This window comes from Viridibacillus sp. FSL E2-0187, assembly GCF_038006425.1.
Taxonomy (GTDB): domain Bacteria; phylum Bacillota; class Bacilli; order Bacillales_A; family Planococcaceae; genus Viridibacillus; species Viridibacillus arvi.
This window is the reverse complement of record NZ_JBBOVG010000002.1, coordinates 1-15,003: the sequence shown is the minus strand read 5'-3', so window position 1 is coordinate 15,003 and position 15,003 is coordinate 1. Positions and strand designations below refer to the sequence as shown.

Here is a 15,003-nt window from a genome sequence, read left to right as displayed (position 1 = left end):
AATAATATGTCAACTAAACTACAAATTACCCTTACTAAAAGTTTAATCGGTACTAAACCTGCTCAACGTAAAACAATCGAAGCGCTTGGCTTACGTAAAGTAAATCATACTGTTGAACATCCAGACAATGTGGCTGTTCGCGGTGCGATCACAAAAGTAGCACACTTAGTTACTGTTACAGAGATTTAATTCGAAAAATCAATAACAAGGAGGTGCCACCCAAATGAAACTTCATGAGTTAGAACCAGCATTAGGTTCACGTAAAGAACGTAACCGCGTAGGTCGTGGTATCGGTTCTGGTAACGGTAAAACTTCTGGTAAAGGTCATAAAGGTCAAAACTCTCGTTCTGGCGGCGGCGTTCGTCCAGGATTTGAAGGCGGTCAAAACCCATTGTTCCGTCGTTTACCTAAACGTGGATTTACGAACATTAATCGTAAAGAATACGCTATCGTAAACCTTGACGCTTTAAATCGTTTTGAAGACGGCACAGAAGTAACACCAGCTTTATTAATTGAAACTGGTGTTGTGAGCAACGAGAAAGCTGGAATCAAAGTTCTAGGTAATGGAACTGTTGAGAAAAAGCTTACTGTTAAAGCTCATAAATTCTCAGCTTCTGCTAAAGAAGCAATTGAGAATGCCGGCGGACAAATCGAGGTGATTTAATGTTTCAAACAATCTCTAACTTTATGCGCGTGAGAGATATTAGAAATAAAATCATTTTCACTCTTTTGATGTTGGTCGTATTCCGTCTTGGAACGTTTATACCAGTACCAAACGTCGACGCCAATGTATTAAAAGCCACTGATCAATATAGTTTAGTTGGTTTCTTAAATACATTTGGTGGGGGAGCTTTGTCAAACTTCTCGATTTTTGCTATGGGTATAATGCCATACATTACGGCTTCGATTATAGTTCAGCTATTGCAAATGGATGTTGTCCAAAAGTTCACCGAGTGGTCAAAACAAGGTGAAGTTGGTCGACGTAAAATCGCTCAATTTACACGTTACTTCGCAATTATCCTTGCATTTATTCAATCAATCGCAATGTCTTACGGTTTTAACCGTATGTATGGCGGTTCATTGATTAAAGATGAGGGTGTTATGACGTACTTAACAATTGCGATTGTGTTAACTGCTGGTACTGCATTTTTACTTTGGTTAGGTGAGCAAATTACTGAAAAAGGTGTAGGAAATGGTATTTCCGTTATCATCTTCGCTGGTATCGTAGCTGCATTGCCAAACACTGTGAATCAAATTTATGCTTCACAATTCGAGAATGCGGGAGAGCAATTATTCATCCGTATAATCGTGATGGCTCTTATTGTATTGGCCGCTCTTGCGATTGTTGTAGGTGTCATTTACGTTCAACAAGCGTTGCGTAAAATTCCTATTCAATATGCAAAACGTGCTGGTGCTCAAAGAGGTGCACAACAATCTCATTTACCATTGAAAGTAAATGCGGCTGGGGTAATCCCAGTAATCTTTGCTGTTGCGTTTATCGTAACGCCGAGAACAATTGCTACTTTCTTTGGAGATAATAAAGCAACTCAGTTCATTGAAAGAACGTTTGATTATTCTCAACCAGTTGGGATGATCATTTATGTAGCGTTAATTGTAGCGTTTGCATATTTCTATGCGTTCGTCCAAGTGAATCCTGAAAAAGTTGCAGATAATTTGAAAAAGCAAGGTGCCTATATCCCGGGCATTCGTCCTGGTAAAAGCACTCAAGATTATCTAACAACTGTTTTATATCGCTTAACGTTTGTAGGTGCGATTTTCTTGTCGCTTGTTGCGATCCTTCCAATCATTTTTATTAATGTTGCGAAGCTTCCATCATCGGCTCAAATTGGCGGTACTAGTCTACTAATCGTTGTCGGTGTTGCACTGGAAACGATGAAACAATTAGAATCACAACTTGTGAAACGCCACTACAAAGGTTTCATGAAATAATGTTGGTTTTTAGGGACGATATTCGTTCCTTAAACCTTCACAATAACTTGAGGGGGCTCTCTCCGTATGAATATCGTTTTGATGGGTTTGCCTGGTGCTGGTAAAGGCACTCAAGCAGATAAAATTGTTGAGAAGTACGCAATCCCTCATATTTCTACAGGCGATATGTTCCGTGCAGCTATTAAAGGTGGTACGGAATTAGGTCTTTTAGCGAAATCGTTTATTGATAAAGGTGCTCTTGTACCTGATGAAGTGACGATTGGAATCGTTCGCGAGCGCTTAAGCCAACCTGATTGTGATCAAGGCTTCCTACTAGATGGTTTTCCACGTACTATTGAACAAGCTGATGCGTTAGATAATATTTTATCTGATCTTGGTAAGAGAATAGAATATGTAGTAAATATTCAAGTAGAACAAGAAGAGTTGATTAAACGTTTAACAGGTCGTCGTATCTGTAAAGTATGTGGCTCTGCTTATCACTTAGTGTTTAATCCTTCTAAAGAGGAAGGCATTTGTGATAAAGACGGAGGAGAACTTTATCAAAGAGCAGACGATAATCCAGAAACGGTTTCTAATCGCCTGGAAGTAAATATTAAACAAACACAACCTTTACTTGATTTTTATCAAGCTAAAAACGTGTTAACAAATATCAACGGACAGCAAGATATCTCAGATGTTTTTGCTGACGTAGATGCTCTATTACAGGGCAGCCGCAACTAATACCCGAATCCCGGGTGCAGATAACTGCCTCCGCGGGGAGTATGCGGTAGCAACGGAAATGTATTTTCGAGAGCTGCAAAAGCATATTGTGCCCGGTCTATGCACTGATGAATTAGATGTATCGGTATACGGGATACCCTTTGTCCTTGATGCAATCCTAGTTCTGAAAGGGTATAATGGGTTTCGTGGAAGCATCTGTGTAAACGGGTATGGAAGGATCTTATCCAAGGCAATTCCGGATGGTCATGTTGACATGAGGGAAACAAGGTTCAAACGGAAAGTCAATTCCATGGGTTGTAAGAAGCGAAACCTGATGAGCGTCTTTCGAACATCTCTCATACAATCCAAACATATGTTGAGACGAGTCGTTTCTTTCATGAAAGAAAAAAACTTGAAGCAAATTCCGTTTGATTTGAAGATGGGAACCTGAATTGCATATAGAAGGGAGACAGGGTCGATGGCGAAAGACGATGTAATTGAAATCGAAGGCACAGTTGTTGAGACTTTGCCAAACGCGATGTTTAAGGTAGAATTAGAAAATGGTCATACAGTTCTTGCTCATGTATCAGGCAAAATTCGTATGCACTTTATTCGCATCTTGCCTGGAGATAAAGTAACTATTGAGTTATCTCCATATGACTTAACTCGCGGTCGTATCACATACCGTTTTAAATAATCTTTTGCACTCCGGACCACTAAGGAGGTTAGGTTAGATGAAAGTGAGACCATCTGTGAAACCGATCTGCGAAAAATGTAAAGTTATTCGCCGACGCGGTAAAGTAATGGTAATCTGTGAAAATCCTAAACACAAACAAAAACAAGGTTAATTTGAAGGAGGTGCACAACGTATATGGCACGTATTGCTGGTGTTGACATTCCTCGCGACAAACGCGTTGTAATTTCATTAACTTACATTTACGGAGTAGGTAACACTACTGCTAAGCAAGTTCTTGCTGGAGCAGGTGTTTCTGAAAGTACTCGAGTTCGCGATCTTACTGAAGACGAACTTAACAAAATCCGTGAACAATTAGACAAATACAAATTAGAAGGTGATCTTCGTCGTGAGATCTCTCTAAACATCAAACGCTTGATGGAAATCGGATCTTTCCGTGGTATCCGTCACCGTCGCGGTTTACCTGTTCGCGGTCAAAATACGAAGAACAATGCGCGTACGCGTAAAGGTCCTCGTAAAACTGTAGCGAACAAGAAAAAATAATCGGTAAAGGAGGTTTCTTCTTAACATGGCACGTAAACAACAATCTCGTAAACGTCGTGTGAAAAAGAATATCGAATCTGGTATTGCTCACATCCGTTCTACATTTAATAATACAATTGTAACCATCACTGACATGCAAGGTAATGCTGTTTCTTGGTCAAGTGCAGGTGCTCTAGGATTCCGTGGTTCTCGTAAATCAACTCCTTTTGCTGCACAAATGGCTGCTGAAACTGCTGCTAAAACATCAATCGAGCATGGTTTAAAAACTTTAGAAGTAACTGTTAAGGGTCCTGGTGCAGGTCGTGAAGCTGCTATTCGTGCGCTTCAAGCTGCAGGTTTAGACGTTACAGCAATTAAAGATGTAACTCCAGTTCCACATAACGGTTGTCGCCCACCAAAACGTCGTCGTGTATAATTGATGAATCTCAATCTAGTGATTGAGAATCTCATTTCTTGTACAAACTGAATTGTGCAGACACATGATTGATTAGACATTCGATTTAATGTAGGAAATAAAAATCATACATTCGATGTTTTGAAGGAGGGTAAATTTGAATGATCGAAATTGAAAAACCAAAGATTGAAACCGTTGAGATCAGCGATGATGCCAAATACGGCAAGTTTGTTGTAGAACCACTTGAACGTGGATATGGAAACACTTTGGGAAATTCTTTACGTCGTATCCTTCTGTCTTCTTTACCAGGAGCTGCTGTTACTTCAATCCAAATTGACGGCGTACTACACGAATTCTCTACTATTGAGGGCGTTGTAGAAGATGTTGCATCAATTATTTTGAACATTAAAAAGCTAGCTTTAAAAATCTATTCTGATGAAGAAAAAGTCATTGAAATAGATTTCAAAGGTGACGGAGTAGTAACTGCTGCGGATATTACGCATGACAGTGACGTTGAAGTGTTAAACCCAGATCTATATATTGCAACTATTGCTAAAAATGGTCATCTTCGTATGCGTATGTATGCGCAACGTGGACGTGGTTACACTCCTGCTGATCAAAACAAACGCGAGGATCTTCCAATTGGCGTGATCCCGATCGACTCTATTTACACTCCAGTTTCACGCGTCAACTTCCAAGTAGAAAATACTCGTGTTGGACAATCGTCTGATTTCGATAAACTTTCTCTAGATGTATGGACAGATGGTAGCATCGGTCCTAAAGAGGCGATTTCGCTCGGAGCAAAAATATTAACCGAGCACTTAAATATCTTCGTTGGTTTAACAGACGAGGCACAAACTGCTGAAATCATGGTTGAAAAAGAAGAAGACCAAAAAGAAAAAGTCTTAGAGATGACTATCGAAGAGCTTGATCTTTCTGTGCGATCTTACAACTGTTTAAAACGAGCAGGTATCAACACTGTTCTTGAACTTGCTAACAAGTCTGAGGACGACATGATGAAAGTTCGTAACCTAGGACGTAAATCATTAGAAGAAGTAAAAGCGAAGTTAGAAGAGCTTGGTTTAGGGTTACGCGAAGAAGACTAAGCGAACTTTTATATAAAAGACTGATCAGTTATTGAACAAAGGAGGGAAACATCCATGGGTTACAGAAAACTTGGACGTACAAGTTCTCAACGTAAAGCGATGTTACGCGATTTAGCTACTGACTTAATCATCAATGAGCGCATTGAAACAACAGAAACTCGTGCTAAAGAATTACGTTCGGTTGTTGAGAAAATGATTACTTTAGGCAAACGCGGAGACTTGCATGCTCGTCGTCAAGCAGCTACATTTATTCGTCGTGAATTAGCTACTACAACTGACGCTGAAGGCAATGAATCAACAGTTTACGCTTTGCAAAAATTGTTCGATGATGTAGCACCACGCTACGCTGAACGCCAAGGCGGTTATACACGCATTATGAAAATGGGACCTCGCCGCGGTGACGGTGCGCCTGTAGTTGTGATTGAACTAGTTTAATCATACGATGCGGAGGAGGGTGTTTGGTTCATAGCTATTTGAACTGCACCCTCTTTTTTTAAAAATTAGAATTTAGATTTATACGACAAATTTAAAAGCAGAGTGTTATGATGAGCGGACATAAGTGCCGTCTCGTTTAGCTCTACGCACCTCATTCACTCTTAAAGTCTGAGCAACTTTAAGAACGGAGATACGAAACAAAGCGCATTTCTCTGAATGGGGTGCGCGCTTTTTTATTTAATTTGGAAGAGCCCTTGCTCATGTCCACTAAATATTAGTAATGAAGAGAATCGACTTTCGCCGTTATAAGCTAAAGTCGTATTTTTCTAATATAGAATCTTTTCAGCTAGTATTCATACATAAAACAGTGTAAGTTAGAGAGAACAGCGGAGCGAAGTTGAGCGAGAGGAGTTTGAGCATATGGATGAAATCTTATCACTGGATCACGTAACATTCACATATTCCCCGGATGAGCCGGATATTAAGAACGCGGTTGAAGACGTGTCATTTGCTGTGAATGAAGGCGAATGGATCGCGATTGTAGGCCATAACGGATCTGGCAAATCAACTATAGCGCGCCTTATGAACGGTTTATTGTTTCCACAAGAAGGAACCATTAAAGTTTTGAATCAGTCATTGACTGAAGAAAACCTTTGGGATATTAGGTCTCAAATGGGTATGGTATTCCAAAATCCTGATAATCAGTTTGTAGGAGCGACTGTACAGGATGACGTTGCTTTTGCACTTGAAAACAACGGTATACCATATGAAGAAATGGTTAAACGTGTACATGAGGCACTGAAACAAGTAAAGATGGATCAGTTTTTAAATCATGAACCACAGCATTTATCAGGTGGGCAAAAACAACGCGTTGCCATTGCAGGTGCACTTGCACTAAAACCGAAACTGCTCATTTTGGATGAAGCGACATCAATGCTTGATCCACAGGGCCGTGCCGAAGTACTGGCTACTGTACAAGCATTACGTGAAGAGACAGGATTAACGGTCCTATCAATTACACATGATTTAGAGGAAGCTATTTTAGCTGACCGTATGTTATTTATGAATGGTGGCAAGAAATTTGCTGAAGGAACACCATCTGAAATTTTCGCTTTAGGCGACCAATTAGTAGAGCTTGGTTTAGATTTACCATTTGCTATGAAGCTAACAAAGCTTTTGAAACAAAATGGTGTAAAGCTTCTAGGTGAGCACATGACAGAAGAAGAGCTGGTGAATGACTTATGGACATCCAACTTCAAAAAGTAAGTTATGCGTATGCACAAGGAACGCCTTTTGAGAAGAGAGCGTTATTTGATGTTGAATTGGCTATTCCTTCAGGTAGCTATCAAGCAATTATAGGTCATACAGGTTCAGGGAAGTCTACGATTTTACAACATCTAAATGCCCTTTTAAAACCTACAGAAGGTACTATACAAATCGGGGACAAGACTATTACGGCTGGTAAAAAGGCGAAGGATTTAAAACCGGTTCGTCAAAAAGTAGGGATTGTATTTCAATTTCCCGAACATCAGTTATTTGAAGAAACGGTTTTAAAAGATATTATTTTTGGTCCCATGAACTTTGGTATCTCTGAAGACGAAGCGACAAAACGTGCTCATCACTTAATCGAACTTGTAGGTTTACCACTTACGGTACTTGATAAATCACCGTTTGATTTATCGGGTGGTCAAATGCGACGAGTGGCTATTGCAGGGGTACTCGCTATGGAACCAGAAGTAATTGTCCTTGACGAGCCAACAGCTGGACTTGATCCTCGCGGCCGTAAAGAAATAATGGATTTATTCCTACAGCTTCATAAGGCAAGAAAGTTAACGACAATCCTTGTGACACATAGTATGGAAGATGCAGCACGTTATGCAGATCGAATTGCAATTATGCATGAAGGCAAATGTGTACTAACAGGAAATCCAGAAGAAATCTTTGGTAATGCTGAGCAATTGGCAAAGTATCGATTAGAGCCTCCGCGTATTGTACGTTTCCAGAGAGAATTTGAAGAGAAGGTCGGTCGCAAGCTACCAAGGCTTTGTCTAACAGAAGAAGAGCTCGCGTCAGCGATTACGGAAGCTGTTCGAGAGGAGCGTGCGGGTCAATGATGGAGAAAATGATTTTTGGCCGCTTTATGCCAGGAGATTCCTTCGTGCATAAATTAGATCCTCGCTCGAAACTATTATTTGTATTCGCATTTATTATTATCGTATTTTTAGCGAACAATCCGGTGACGTATGCAGCGCTGTTTGTGTTTACATTACTTGTTATTTTTGTTTCGCGTATTAAATTATACTTTTTAATAAATGGCTTGAAGCCGGTTATTATATTAATGGCATTTACATTCTTACTTCATATTTTCTTTACGAAGGAAGGTGAACTGCTTTATCACTGGAAGTTCATCAGTATATATGAAGAGGGTTTGAAGCAAGGTATTTTCATTTCTATTAGATTTTTAGTATTAGTCTTTATGACATCCATTTTGACGCTAACAACTTCACCAATTTCGATTACAGATGGATTAGAAGTTCTGTTGAATCCATTCAAAAAATTAAAATTACCTGTACATGAGTTAGCACTAATGATGTCAATATCGCTTCGCTTCATCCCTACACTAATGGATGAGACGGATAAGATTATGAAGGCACAAATGGCGCGTGGGTCAGATCTTAGTACAGGACCAATAAAAGAACGTGTTAAAGCCGTTGTACCATTGCTAGTACCACTCTTCGTTAGCGCTTTTAAGCGTGCAGAGGATTTGGCAACAGCAATGGAAGTACGTGGTTATCGTGGCGGCGAAGGACGTACACGCTACCGTCAGCTGAAGTGGGATAGTAAGGATACATTAGCGATCCTGTTACTTGTAGTCATGACAGCATTATTAATAACCCTTCGTAGTTAATGAATGAGGAGATTGCATAACGATGAAAAGAAGAATGAAAGCTACAATCACATATGATGGAACGAATTTCTCTGGTTACCAAGTGCAACCAGAGAAACGTACAGTGCAAGAAGAGCTTCAGAAGGTGCTTACCATCATGCATAAAAATGAGATTGTCCAGGTGACAGCAAGTGGGAGAACGGATGCCAAGGTGCACGCAACCGGCCAAGTAATCCATTTTGATACGACACTGTCCATTCCTCTTGATCGTTATGCACAAGCATTAAACGTCCAATTACCGAGAGACATCCGAATTGTTCAAATAGAAGAGGTGTCTGATGACTTTCACGCGAGGTTTAGCGTCCATGGAAAGAGATATCGCTATATCTGGTCGTGTGAAGCCGTACAGAGCCCTTTTAGACGTTTTTATGCGACACCTACCAATGGTGTGAAGCCAAATGTTATGGCTATGCAAGAAGCAGCACAGTATATTCTAGGGACACATGATTTTTCATGCTTTTGTGCAGCCAATACAAGTGTGAAAGATAAAGTGCGTACTGTTGCAAAGTTAGACTTTGAATGGCATGGTGAAGAATTGCATATGACAATTGAAGGAAATGGCTTTTTGTATAATATGGTGCGAATTATTGCAGGTACTTTATGGGAAGTCGGAATTGGTAAACGCCAAGCTGATGAACTAGCCTCAATTATTGCTTCAATGAATCGAGGAAATGCCGGTAAAACCGCGCCACCACACGGATTGTACTTAGAATCCGTGTTCTATAGCGACTGAAGCAACATCTCCAGGTGTTTTTGGTTAAGCACTTGACAAAAGTTGTTATTCGTTATATTATGACATATGGTATTTTCATTACCCCACTCGATAAGCCCCGAATCTTATAGTGTTGTGGATAAAGAAAACAATTGGAACAGAAAATAGAAACAATTAGTAGGAGGATACTAACATGCGTACAACATTCATGGCTAAAGGTCACGAAGTAGAGCGTAAATGGTTAGTAGTTGATGCAGAAGGCAAAACTCTTGGTCGTTTAGCTTCTGAAGTAGCTGCTATCTTACGCGGTAAACATAAAGCAATTTTCACACCAAACGTTGACACTGGGGATCACGTAATCCTTATCAACGCTGGTAAAATCGAATTAACAGGTAACAAATTACAAGATAAAATTTATTACCGTCACACTCAATTTGCAGGTGGTTTAAAAACTCGTACTGCAGGTGAAATGAAAGATAAATATCCAAAACAAATGCTAGAATTAGCTATCAAAGGGATGCTTCCTAAAAACTCTTTAGGTCGTCAAATGTTCACTAAACTTCACGTATACGCTGGAGCAGAACACCCACACGCAGCACAAAAACCAGAAGCATATGAGCTTCGCGGATAATCATTAGAGGAGGAAATACCCTTGGCACAAGTTCAATATATCGGCACAGGTCGTCGTAAAAGTTCTGTAGCTCGCGTACGTTTAGTACCAGGCGAAGGAAATATCGTTATTAACAATCGCGACGTTGAAAACTACGTCCCATTCGCAGCTTTACGCGAAATTATTAAACAACCATTAGTAGCAACTGAAACAGTTGGAAGCTATGACATTCACGTTAACGTGAATGGTGGTGGATACACAGGTCAAGCTGGCGCAATCCGTCACGGTATTGCACGTGCATTACTAACAGTTGATCCTGATTTCCGTCCAGCACTTAAATCAGCAGGTCTACTTACTCGTGACCCACGTATGAAAGAACGTAAGAAGCCAGGTCTTCGCGGCGCTCGTCGTGCACCTCAATTCTCAAAACGTTAATCATTCGTTTATGCGAATTCAAACCGTCCCATTTTTATGGGGCGGTTTTTTTGTTCTAAAATACTAGGTATTATATAAATGATTTTATATTAGCTTATCATTACGACATATCGTCCAAGCATAGGGCATATATTAATGCAAAAGGGCGGTGTCGTTATTTGAAGCGGTGGCTTATTTTAGGGACAATTTTACTTTGCTGTATACTATTTGTTGTATATGGAGTAAAAGCATCAGATCGTGGATTTTTCATTGCAGAAACATTAGGTGGAGTGAAAATAGTAGTAGATGCTGGACATGGTGGAATAGATGGCGGTGCGTCTAAAGGGGATATTATTGAAAGAGATATCACTCTTGCCATTGCACAAAAGGTAGAGAAGAGGCTGAAGAAAAAAGGTGCGACAGTATTTATGACACGTTCTAAAAGTGGTGATGTTATTGCTGAACATGCCTCTGATCAAACTTACAATACATTACGAGAACGTAAAAAAGAAGATATTTTCTTGAGAGAACGACTTGTAGCTAAACAAAAACCAGATCTCTTTATAACTATTCATGCCAACGCAATTCCAGAAACAAAGTGGAGAGGTGCTCAGGTATTCTACCATGCAAATGGACATCCTGGCGGTGAGTTTTTGGCAAAAGAAATTCAGTCTTCTATACGAGAGAATTTGAAGAATACTAAAAGAGAAGCACTGTCTATAAAGCAAGTGTATTTATTGAAAAAAGCTACGATGCCTTCTGCACTTATAGAGACAGGCTTTATCAGCAATCCAGAAGAACAAAAACTACTTACTTCACCAAAATACCAAGATCAATTGGCAGATGCGATTGTCCAAGGGATTGAACAATATTTTGAGATTAATATCGAATAAAGCAACTCGTAAACCTAATTCATACCCTTTGTGATATACTAAAATTCGAAAAAAGATATTTACTAGAGGAGTGTCTATTGTGATTAATGAACAACAAGTCCGTGAATTAGTCGGAGAACTAAAAGATCCTTTTTTACATAAAACATTAGCAGAAACAAATGGTATTACGAATGTCTCAATAAAAGAAGAAAAAAACCATGTAAGTGTGAAAGTGGCGATTGCTAAAACTGGTACACCAGAACAAATGCAATTACAAATGCAAATTGTAGATGCATTAAAAAATGCTGGAGTGGAAACAGTAGGTATTCGTTTTGAAGACCTTCCTCAGGAAACTTTAGAGCAATTCCGTGGTACAGCTACAAGAGCAGAAGCACAAGATGTATTATCGCCACTTAATAATGTAAAATTCATTTCAATTGCTTCAGGTAAAGGTGGTGTAGGTAAATCAACAGTATCAGTTAACCTTGCTGTAGCGCTTGCGCGTCTTGGTAAAAAAGTCGGCTTAATTGATGCTGATATCTATGGTTTCAGTGTGCCTGATATGATGGGTGTACAAACAATGCCAGTGGTAGAAGAGAATCGTATTATTCCGGTGGATCGTTTAGGTGTGAAAATGATTTCTATGGGCTTCTTTGTTGAAGATAACGCACCAGTAGTATGGCGTGGACCAATGCTTGGAAAAGTGTTGGACCAGTTTTTCCGTGATGTAGAATGGGGCGAGCTTGACTACTTACTTTTGGACTTACCTCCAGGTACAGGGGATATTGCTCTTGATATTCACCAAATGCTACCTGAATCAAATGAAATCGTTGTAACAACACCTCATCCAACTGCTGCATTCGTAGCAGCTCGTGCAGGAGCAATGGCGATTAAAACAGATCATAACATCCTTGGTGTTATTGAGAATATGTCTTGGTTCCAATCAAAAGTATCTGGCGAACGTGAATTTGTCTTCGGCGAAGGTGGCGGTCCGAAATTGGCTGAAGAGCTTCGTGCAGAATTACTTGGTCAAATTCCATTAGGTCAACCTGACTGGAATGACGTTGATTTCGCACCATCTGTTTATGCAAAAAATCACTCTACAGGTCAAATTTATCTTGATATCGCGCGTAACGTAATTGAAAAGTTAGAAAAATAATCAAAAGAAGAAGCGGGCACCTTAACAAAGGCACCCGCTTCTTCTTTTGTATGCCGATTAATTATCCCTCTTGTTTCTTTTTATCTCCACTGGATTCATCGCCACTTTTACCTCCCTTGGATTTCTCCTCACCACCAGAGGATTCACCAGCAGATTGAATAAGTTTTAGCCATTTTTCTTGTAGAAGTGGACTTTCGATTGTTTCTGCAATAATTTTTTCTAAATTTTCTTTTGAATTAGCTGATTTTAAAATCTTCTCCAGCTGTTTTTGCATATCGGGCTGACCAAAAAATTGTTCAAGATCTTTTTGGAATGAAGCGTCTTTAATTAAGTCCTTCATAACGCCTTCTTGTTCCTTCTTCATACTTTTAGCGAATGTTTCACGGAATTTTGGATCTTCAAACTGTTTCTTCCAATATTCTTCAGACTTTTTGGATAGCAATGTTTCCTCAATTGCTTTTTTTACCTCTTCATTTTCCAATATAACTAAATCCCGAAAGCTGTTATCTTCTAGAAGCTGTCGTATTGCTTTTTTGCCATCTTCAGATTGCAGTGCATCGAGCATTATCTTCTTTACTTCATCATAAGACTGAGTACTTTGTTGGTTTGCAGAACAACCTGCTAAGAAAACGATGAAGCAAAATGAAAAGACGATCCTTTTGGCCATTCTAATCCCTCACTTTCTTCATATTGCTTTCAATTATTGTTCACAATTAACGAAGTAATATGTATTGATTTGAAGGAGAAATAGATTTTTTGCGGATTCGTTGTTAGAATGAAACAAGAAATTGTTTTTACAAACGGAGGACTTTTAGTCGTGACGATACGAAATTGGTTTAAATTTTTCTTAAATGCAATGTTGATCGGTGGTTCCATTACAGGAGTTTTTAGTTTATTCATTAGATGGAACGATTTTTATGCTGTGCATTTCTCTAATGGAGAATGGGCAGAGTTCTTTACAGGAATTATTTGGTTTGTTATTTTAGGTTTTACAATGAGTGTTATTGCACAAATGGGGTTCTTTGCATATTTAACTGTGCATCAAATTGGAGTAAACATTTTCCGTTCTTTAACATTATGGAATTGGGTACAAATGCTAATTATCGTTGTTACGTTAGTTGATTTAGTATTGTTCCGCTTCAAACCATATGCTCATACTGCTCAAGATTGGTTATTGTATATAGTTTTATTGCTTGTCTTATTGGCAGGATCAATTGCAACAGCTATTCAAAAGACAAGGCTAACAAAGAAACATGTTCTTGTTCCAGCTTTATTTTTTATGATTGTTGTAACTACCCTTGAATGGTTAATCGCGTTATGGGTACGTACTGACGGTGGCGATGAATATGTAACGTTATTACTATTCCCTCTTTTAGCGGTTAATGCTTTCCAATTGCTAGTTTTGCCGAAGTATAATGCAAAATCAGATGAAGATCGATTAAAATTGGAAGAGCGTCGTAAAGCACGCCGCTTAGCCGAAGCATCTAAAGTGAAATAATAAGTAAAGTGATGTCCTTATATAGATGGACATCACTTTTTTGTAGAAAAACATTAATATTCAACTAATAATCATGAGACGTATATAACATGCTTTATATTAGCGGATAATAGAAAGTGTTTTTCTCTCTTCCGAGTAAAAACTCGTTTATGGGAACTTCTTATCCTTTATTTCGTAGCCAAAGATCGTCTTTTCTAAAGTAGAGAATTCATATTTAGCGCGCAATTCATCAATTTTTTTAAAACTTATACGTTCCTTTTGATGCATAGGAGCAGTAATAATATCTCCTTTTACAAGTATAGGTAGTTTATCGTTCGTCCATACTTTAGAAGATCCAAGCATATTAATTTGTTCTTGCCATAAATGTTGACGCATATCACTAGGGAACAGTTGGTCCTTTGTTCGGAACCATAATGGCTTTACGCCAAAATGCTTTTTATAAATAGCGATTTCTTCCTCCAAGGCCATTAGGTTACTTTCATAATATGTGCTTTCTTTTCCTAATAATCCAGTAGGAATCCTTTTCTCTTTAATTAATTGTAAAATCGCAGGGGAACGATTAATCCAATCCTTATCTAATAGTAATAGAGGATAAGGGGGAGACAAAGCCTTTACCCATTGCTCCAGTTCCTGATCTCCGAATGAAACATCAATTGTCAACGTTTGACCATAAGTACCTCTTGCGATAACATCTGGACTATCTGTTACGTTAAAAACTTCTAAAAGTTTCTCTTTCGTAGGTATAAATAATAAAAAAACAACCAAAATAAAACTACTAAGAATGATAGTTTTCCGCATCATATCAACGCTCCCGCTCATTTTTTATTAACACTGAAAAAATCCCCTATTACTTTTTTATGATAATGTGTTGACAATAATGCAAAAAGGATGATAAGATATGTAAGTCGTCAAAACAAAACGACAAAATGAACCTTGAAAACTGAACATGCAAGACGTTAATCAATAAATG

At 38.9% G+C, this 15,003-nt stretch carries 21 protein-coding genes; 19 read left to right on the top strand and 2 right to left on the bottom strand.

Annotation, left to right across the window (positions count from 1 at the left end):
• Window positions 1-6: 6 nt before the first annotated feature.
• From rpmD to MHH85_RS19085, 18 genes are all read left to right on the top strand, one after another.
• Window positions 7-189, top strand: a complete 183-nt coding sequence (gene rpmD, locus MHH85_RS19170) for a 50S ribosomal protein L30 (RefSeq protein WP_038179101.1) — start codon at window positions 7-9, stop codon at window positions 187-189.
• Between the two features lie 34 nt (window positions 190-223).
• Window positions 224-664: a 50S ribosomal protein L15 gene (gene rplO / locus MHH85_RS19165; RefSeq protein WP_053418547.1), complete on the top strand. Its 441-nt coding sequence runs from the start codon at window positions 224-226 to the stop codon at window positions 662-664.
• Window positions 664-1,950, top strand: coding sequence for a preprotein translocase subunit SecY (gene secY / locus MHH85_RS19160; protein ID WP_193738013.1), 1,287 nt, complete (start codon window positions 664-666; stop codon window positions 1,948-1,950). Before rplO ends, secY begins: the two co-directional genes overlap by 1 nt.
• Before the next feature lie 66 nt (window positions 1,951-2,016).
• Window positions 2,017-2,670, top strand: a complete 654-nt coding sequence (locus MHH85_RS19155; RefSeq protein WP_340708213.1) for an adenylate kinase — start codon at window positions 2,017-2,019, stop codon at window positions 2,668-2,670.
• Window positions 2,671-3,127: 457 nt separating this feature from the next.
• Window positions 3,128-3,346, top strand: coding sequence for a translation initiation factor IF-1 (infA, locus tag MHH85_RS19150; RefSeq protein WP_038179110.1), 219 nt, complete (start codon window positions 3,128-3,130; stop codon window positions 3,344-3,346).
• A gap of 37 nt (window positions 3,347-3,383) precedes the next feature.
• A complete protein-coding gene (rpmJ, locus tag MHH85_RS19145) occupies window positions 3,384-3,497 on the top strand; it encodes a 50S ribosomal protein L36 (protein WP_000868344.1) in 114 nt (37 codons plus the stop codon).
• 23 nt (window positions 3,498-3,520) lie between these two features.
• Window positions 3,521-3,886: a 30S ribosomal protein S13 gene (rpsM, locus tag MHH85_RS19140; RefSeq protein WP_053418551.1), complete on the top strand. Its 366-nt coding sequence runs from the start codon at window positions 3,521-3,523 to the stop codon at window positions 3,884-3,886.
• A gap of 25 nt (window positions 3,887-3,911) precedes the next feature.
• The gene (gene rpsK / locus MHH85_RS19135) at window positions 3,912-4,301 is read left to right on the top strand and encodes a 30S ribosomal protein S11 (protein WP_053418552.1); all 390 of its coding nucleotides are present in this window, start codon (window positions 3,912-3,914) and stop codon (window positions 4,299-4,301) included.
• A 140-nt stretch (window positions 4,302-4,441) separates the two neighbouring features.
• Window positions 4,442-5,386 (top strand): DNA-directed RNA polymerase subunit alpha, encoded by a 945-nt coding sequence (locus tag MHH85_RS19130; RefSeq protein ID WP_038179123.1) that lies wholly within the window; start codon window positions 4,442-4,444, stop codon window positions 5,384-5,386.
• Window positions 5,387-5,440: 54 nt separating this feature from the next.
• Window positions 5,441-5,821 carry a 50S ribosomal protein L17 gene (gene rplQ / locus MHH85_RS19125; RefSeq protein WP_038179125.1) on the top strand — a complete coding sequence of 127 codons (381 nt, stop codon included), beginning with the start codon at window positions 5,441-5,443 and terminating at the stop codon, window positions 5,819-5,821.
• Between the two features lie 420 nt (window positions 5,822-6,241).
• Entirely contained in the window at window positions 6,242-7,087 is an 846-nt protein-coding gene (locus MHH85_RS19120; protein WP_193738015.1) for an energy-coupling factor ABC transporter ATP-binding protein, read from the top strand.
• On the top strand, window positions 7,063-7,935 hold the full coding sequence (locus MHH85_RS19115; RefSeq protein WP_340708212.1) for an energy-coupling factor ABC transporter ATP-binding protein: 873 nt from the start codon (window positions 7,063-7,065) through the stop codon (window positions 7,933-7,935). The genes MHH85_RS19120 and MHH85_RS19115 overlap by 25 nt, the downstream gene beginning before the upstream one ends.
• Complete coding sequence (locus MHH85_RS19110) at window positions 7,932-8,729, top strand: energy-coupling factor transporter transmembrane component T family protein (protein ID WP_193738017.1); 798 nt, start codon at window positions 7,932-7,934, stop codon at window positions 8,727-8,729. The genes MHH85_RS19115 and MHH85_RS19110 overlap by 4 nt, the downstream gene beginning before the upstream one ends.
• 22 nt (window positions 8,730-8,751) lie before the next feature.
• The gene (gene truA, locus MHH85_RS19105; protein ID WP_340708211.1) at window positions 8,752-9,501 is read left to right on the top strand and encodes a tRNA pseudouridine(38-40) synthase TruA; all 750 of its coding nucleotides are present in this window, start codon (window positions 8,752-8,754) and stop codon (window positions 9,499-9,501) included.
• A gap of 172 nt (window positions 9,502-9,673) precedes the next feature.
• Complete coding sequence (rplM, locus tag MHH85_RS19100; protein WP_193738019.1) at window positions 9,674-10,111, top strand: 50S ribosomal protein L13; 438 nt, start codon at window positions 9,674-9,676, stop codon at window positions 10,109-10,111.
• A 21-nt stretch (window positions 10,112-10,132) separates the two neighbouring features.
• On the top strand, window positions 10,133-10,525 hold the full coding sequence (gene rpsI, locus MHH85_RS19095) for a 30S ribosomal protein S9 (RefSeq protein ID WP_038179136.1): 393 nt from the start codon (window positions 10,133-10,135) through the stop codon (window positions 10,523-10,525).
• Window positions 10,526-10,683: 158 nt separating this feature from the next.
• Window positions 10,684-11,397, top strand: coding sequence for an N-acetylmuramoyl-L-alanine amidase (locus MHH85_RS19090; RefSeq protein WP_340708210.1), 714 nt, complete (start codon window positions 10,684-10,686; stop codon window positions 11,395-11,397).
• A gap of 79 nt (window positions 11,398-11,476) precedes the next feature.
• Window positions 11,477-12,535, top strand: a complete 1,059-nt coding sequence (locus tag MHH85_RS19085) for an Mrp/NBP35 family ATP-binding protein (RefSeq protein WP_340708209.1) — start codon at window positions 11,477-11,479, stop codon at window positions 12,533-12,535.
• A gap of 61 nt (window positions 12,536-12,596) precedes the next feature.
• Here the strand turns inward: MHH85_RS19085 and gerD are convergent, their stop codons facing one another.
• The gene (gene gerD, locus MHH85_RS19080; protein WP_340708208.1) at window positions 12,597-13,202 is read right to left on the bottom strand and encodes a spore germination lipoprotein GerD; all 606 of its coding nucleotides are present in this window, start codon (window positions 13,200-13,202) and stop codon (window positions 12,597-12,599) included.
• A 150-nt stretch (window positions 13,203-13,352) separates the two neighbouring features.
• Between gerD and MHH85_RS19075 the strand changes: the two genes are divergently transcribed.
• Window positions 13,353-14,033, top strand: a complete 681-nt coding sequence (locus MHH85_RS19075) for a KinB-signaling pathway activation protein (RefSeq protein WP_340708531.1) — start codon at window positions 13,353-13,355, stop codon at window positions 14,031-14,033.
• 147 nt (window positions 14,034-14,180) lie between these two features.
• Here MHH85_RS19075 and MHH85_RS19070 read toward each other — a convergent pair whose 3' ends face one another.
• Window positions 14,181-14,834: a hypothetical protein gene (locus tag MHH85_RS19070; RefSeq protein ID WP_340708207.1), complete on the bottom strand. Its 654-nt coding sequence runs from the start codon at window positions 14,832-14,834 to the stop codon at window positions 14,181-14,183.
• Window positions 14,835-15,003 lie beyond the last annotated feature (169 nt).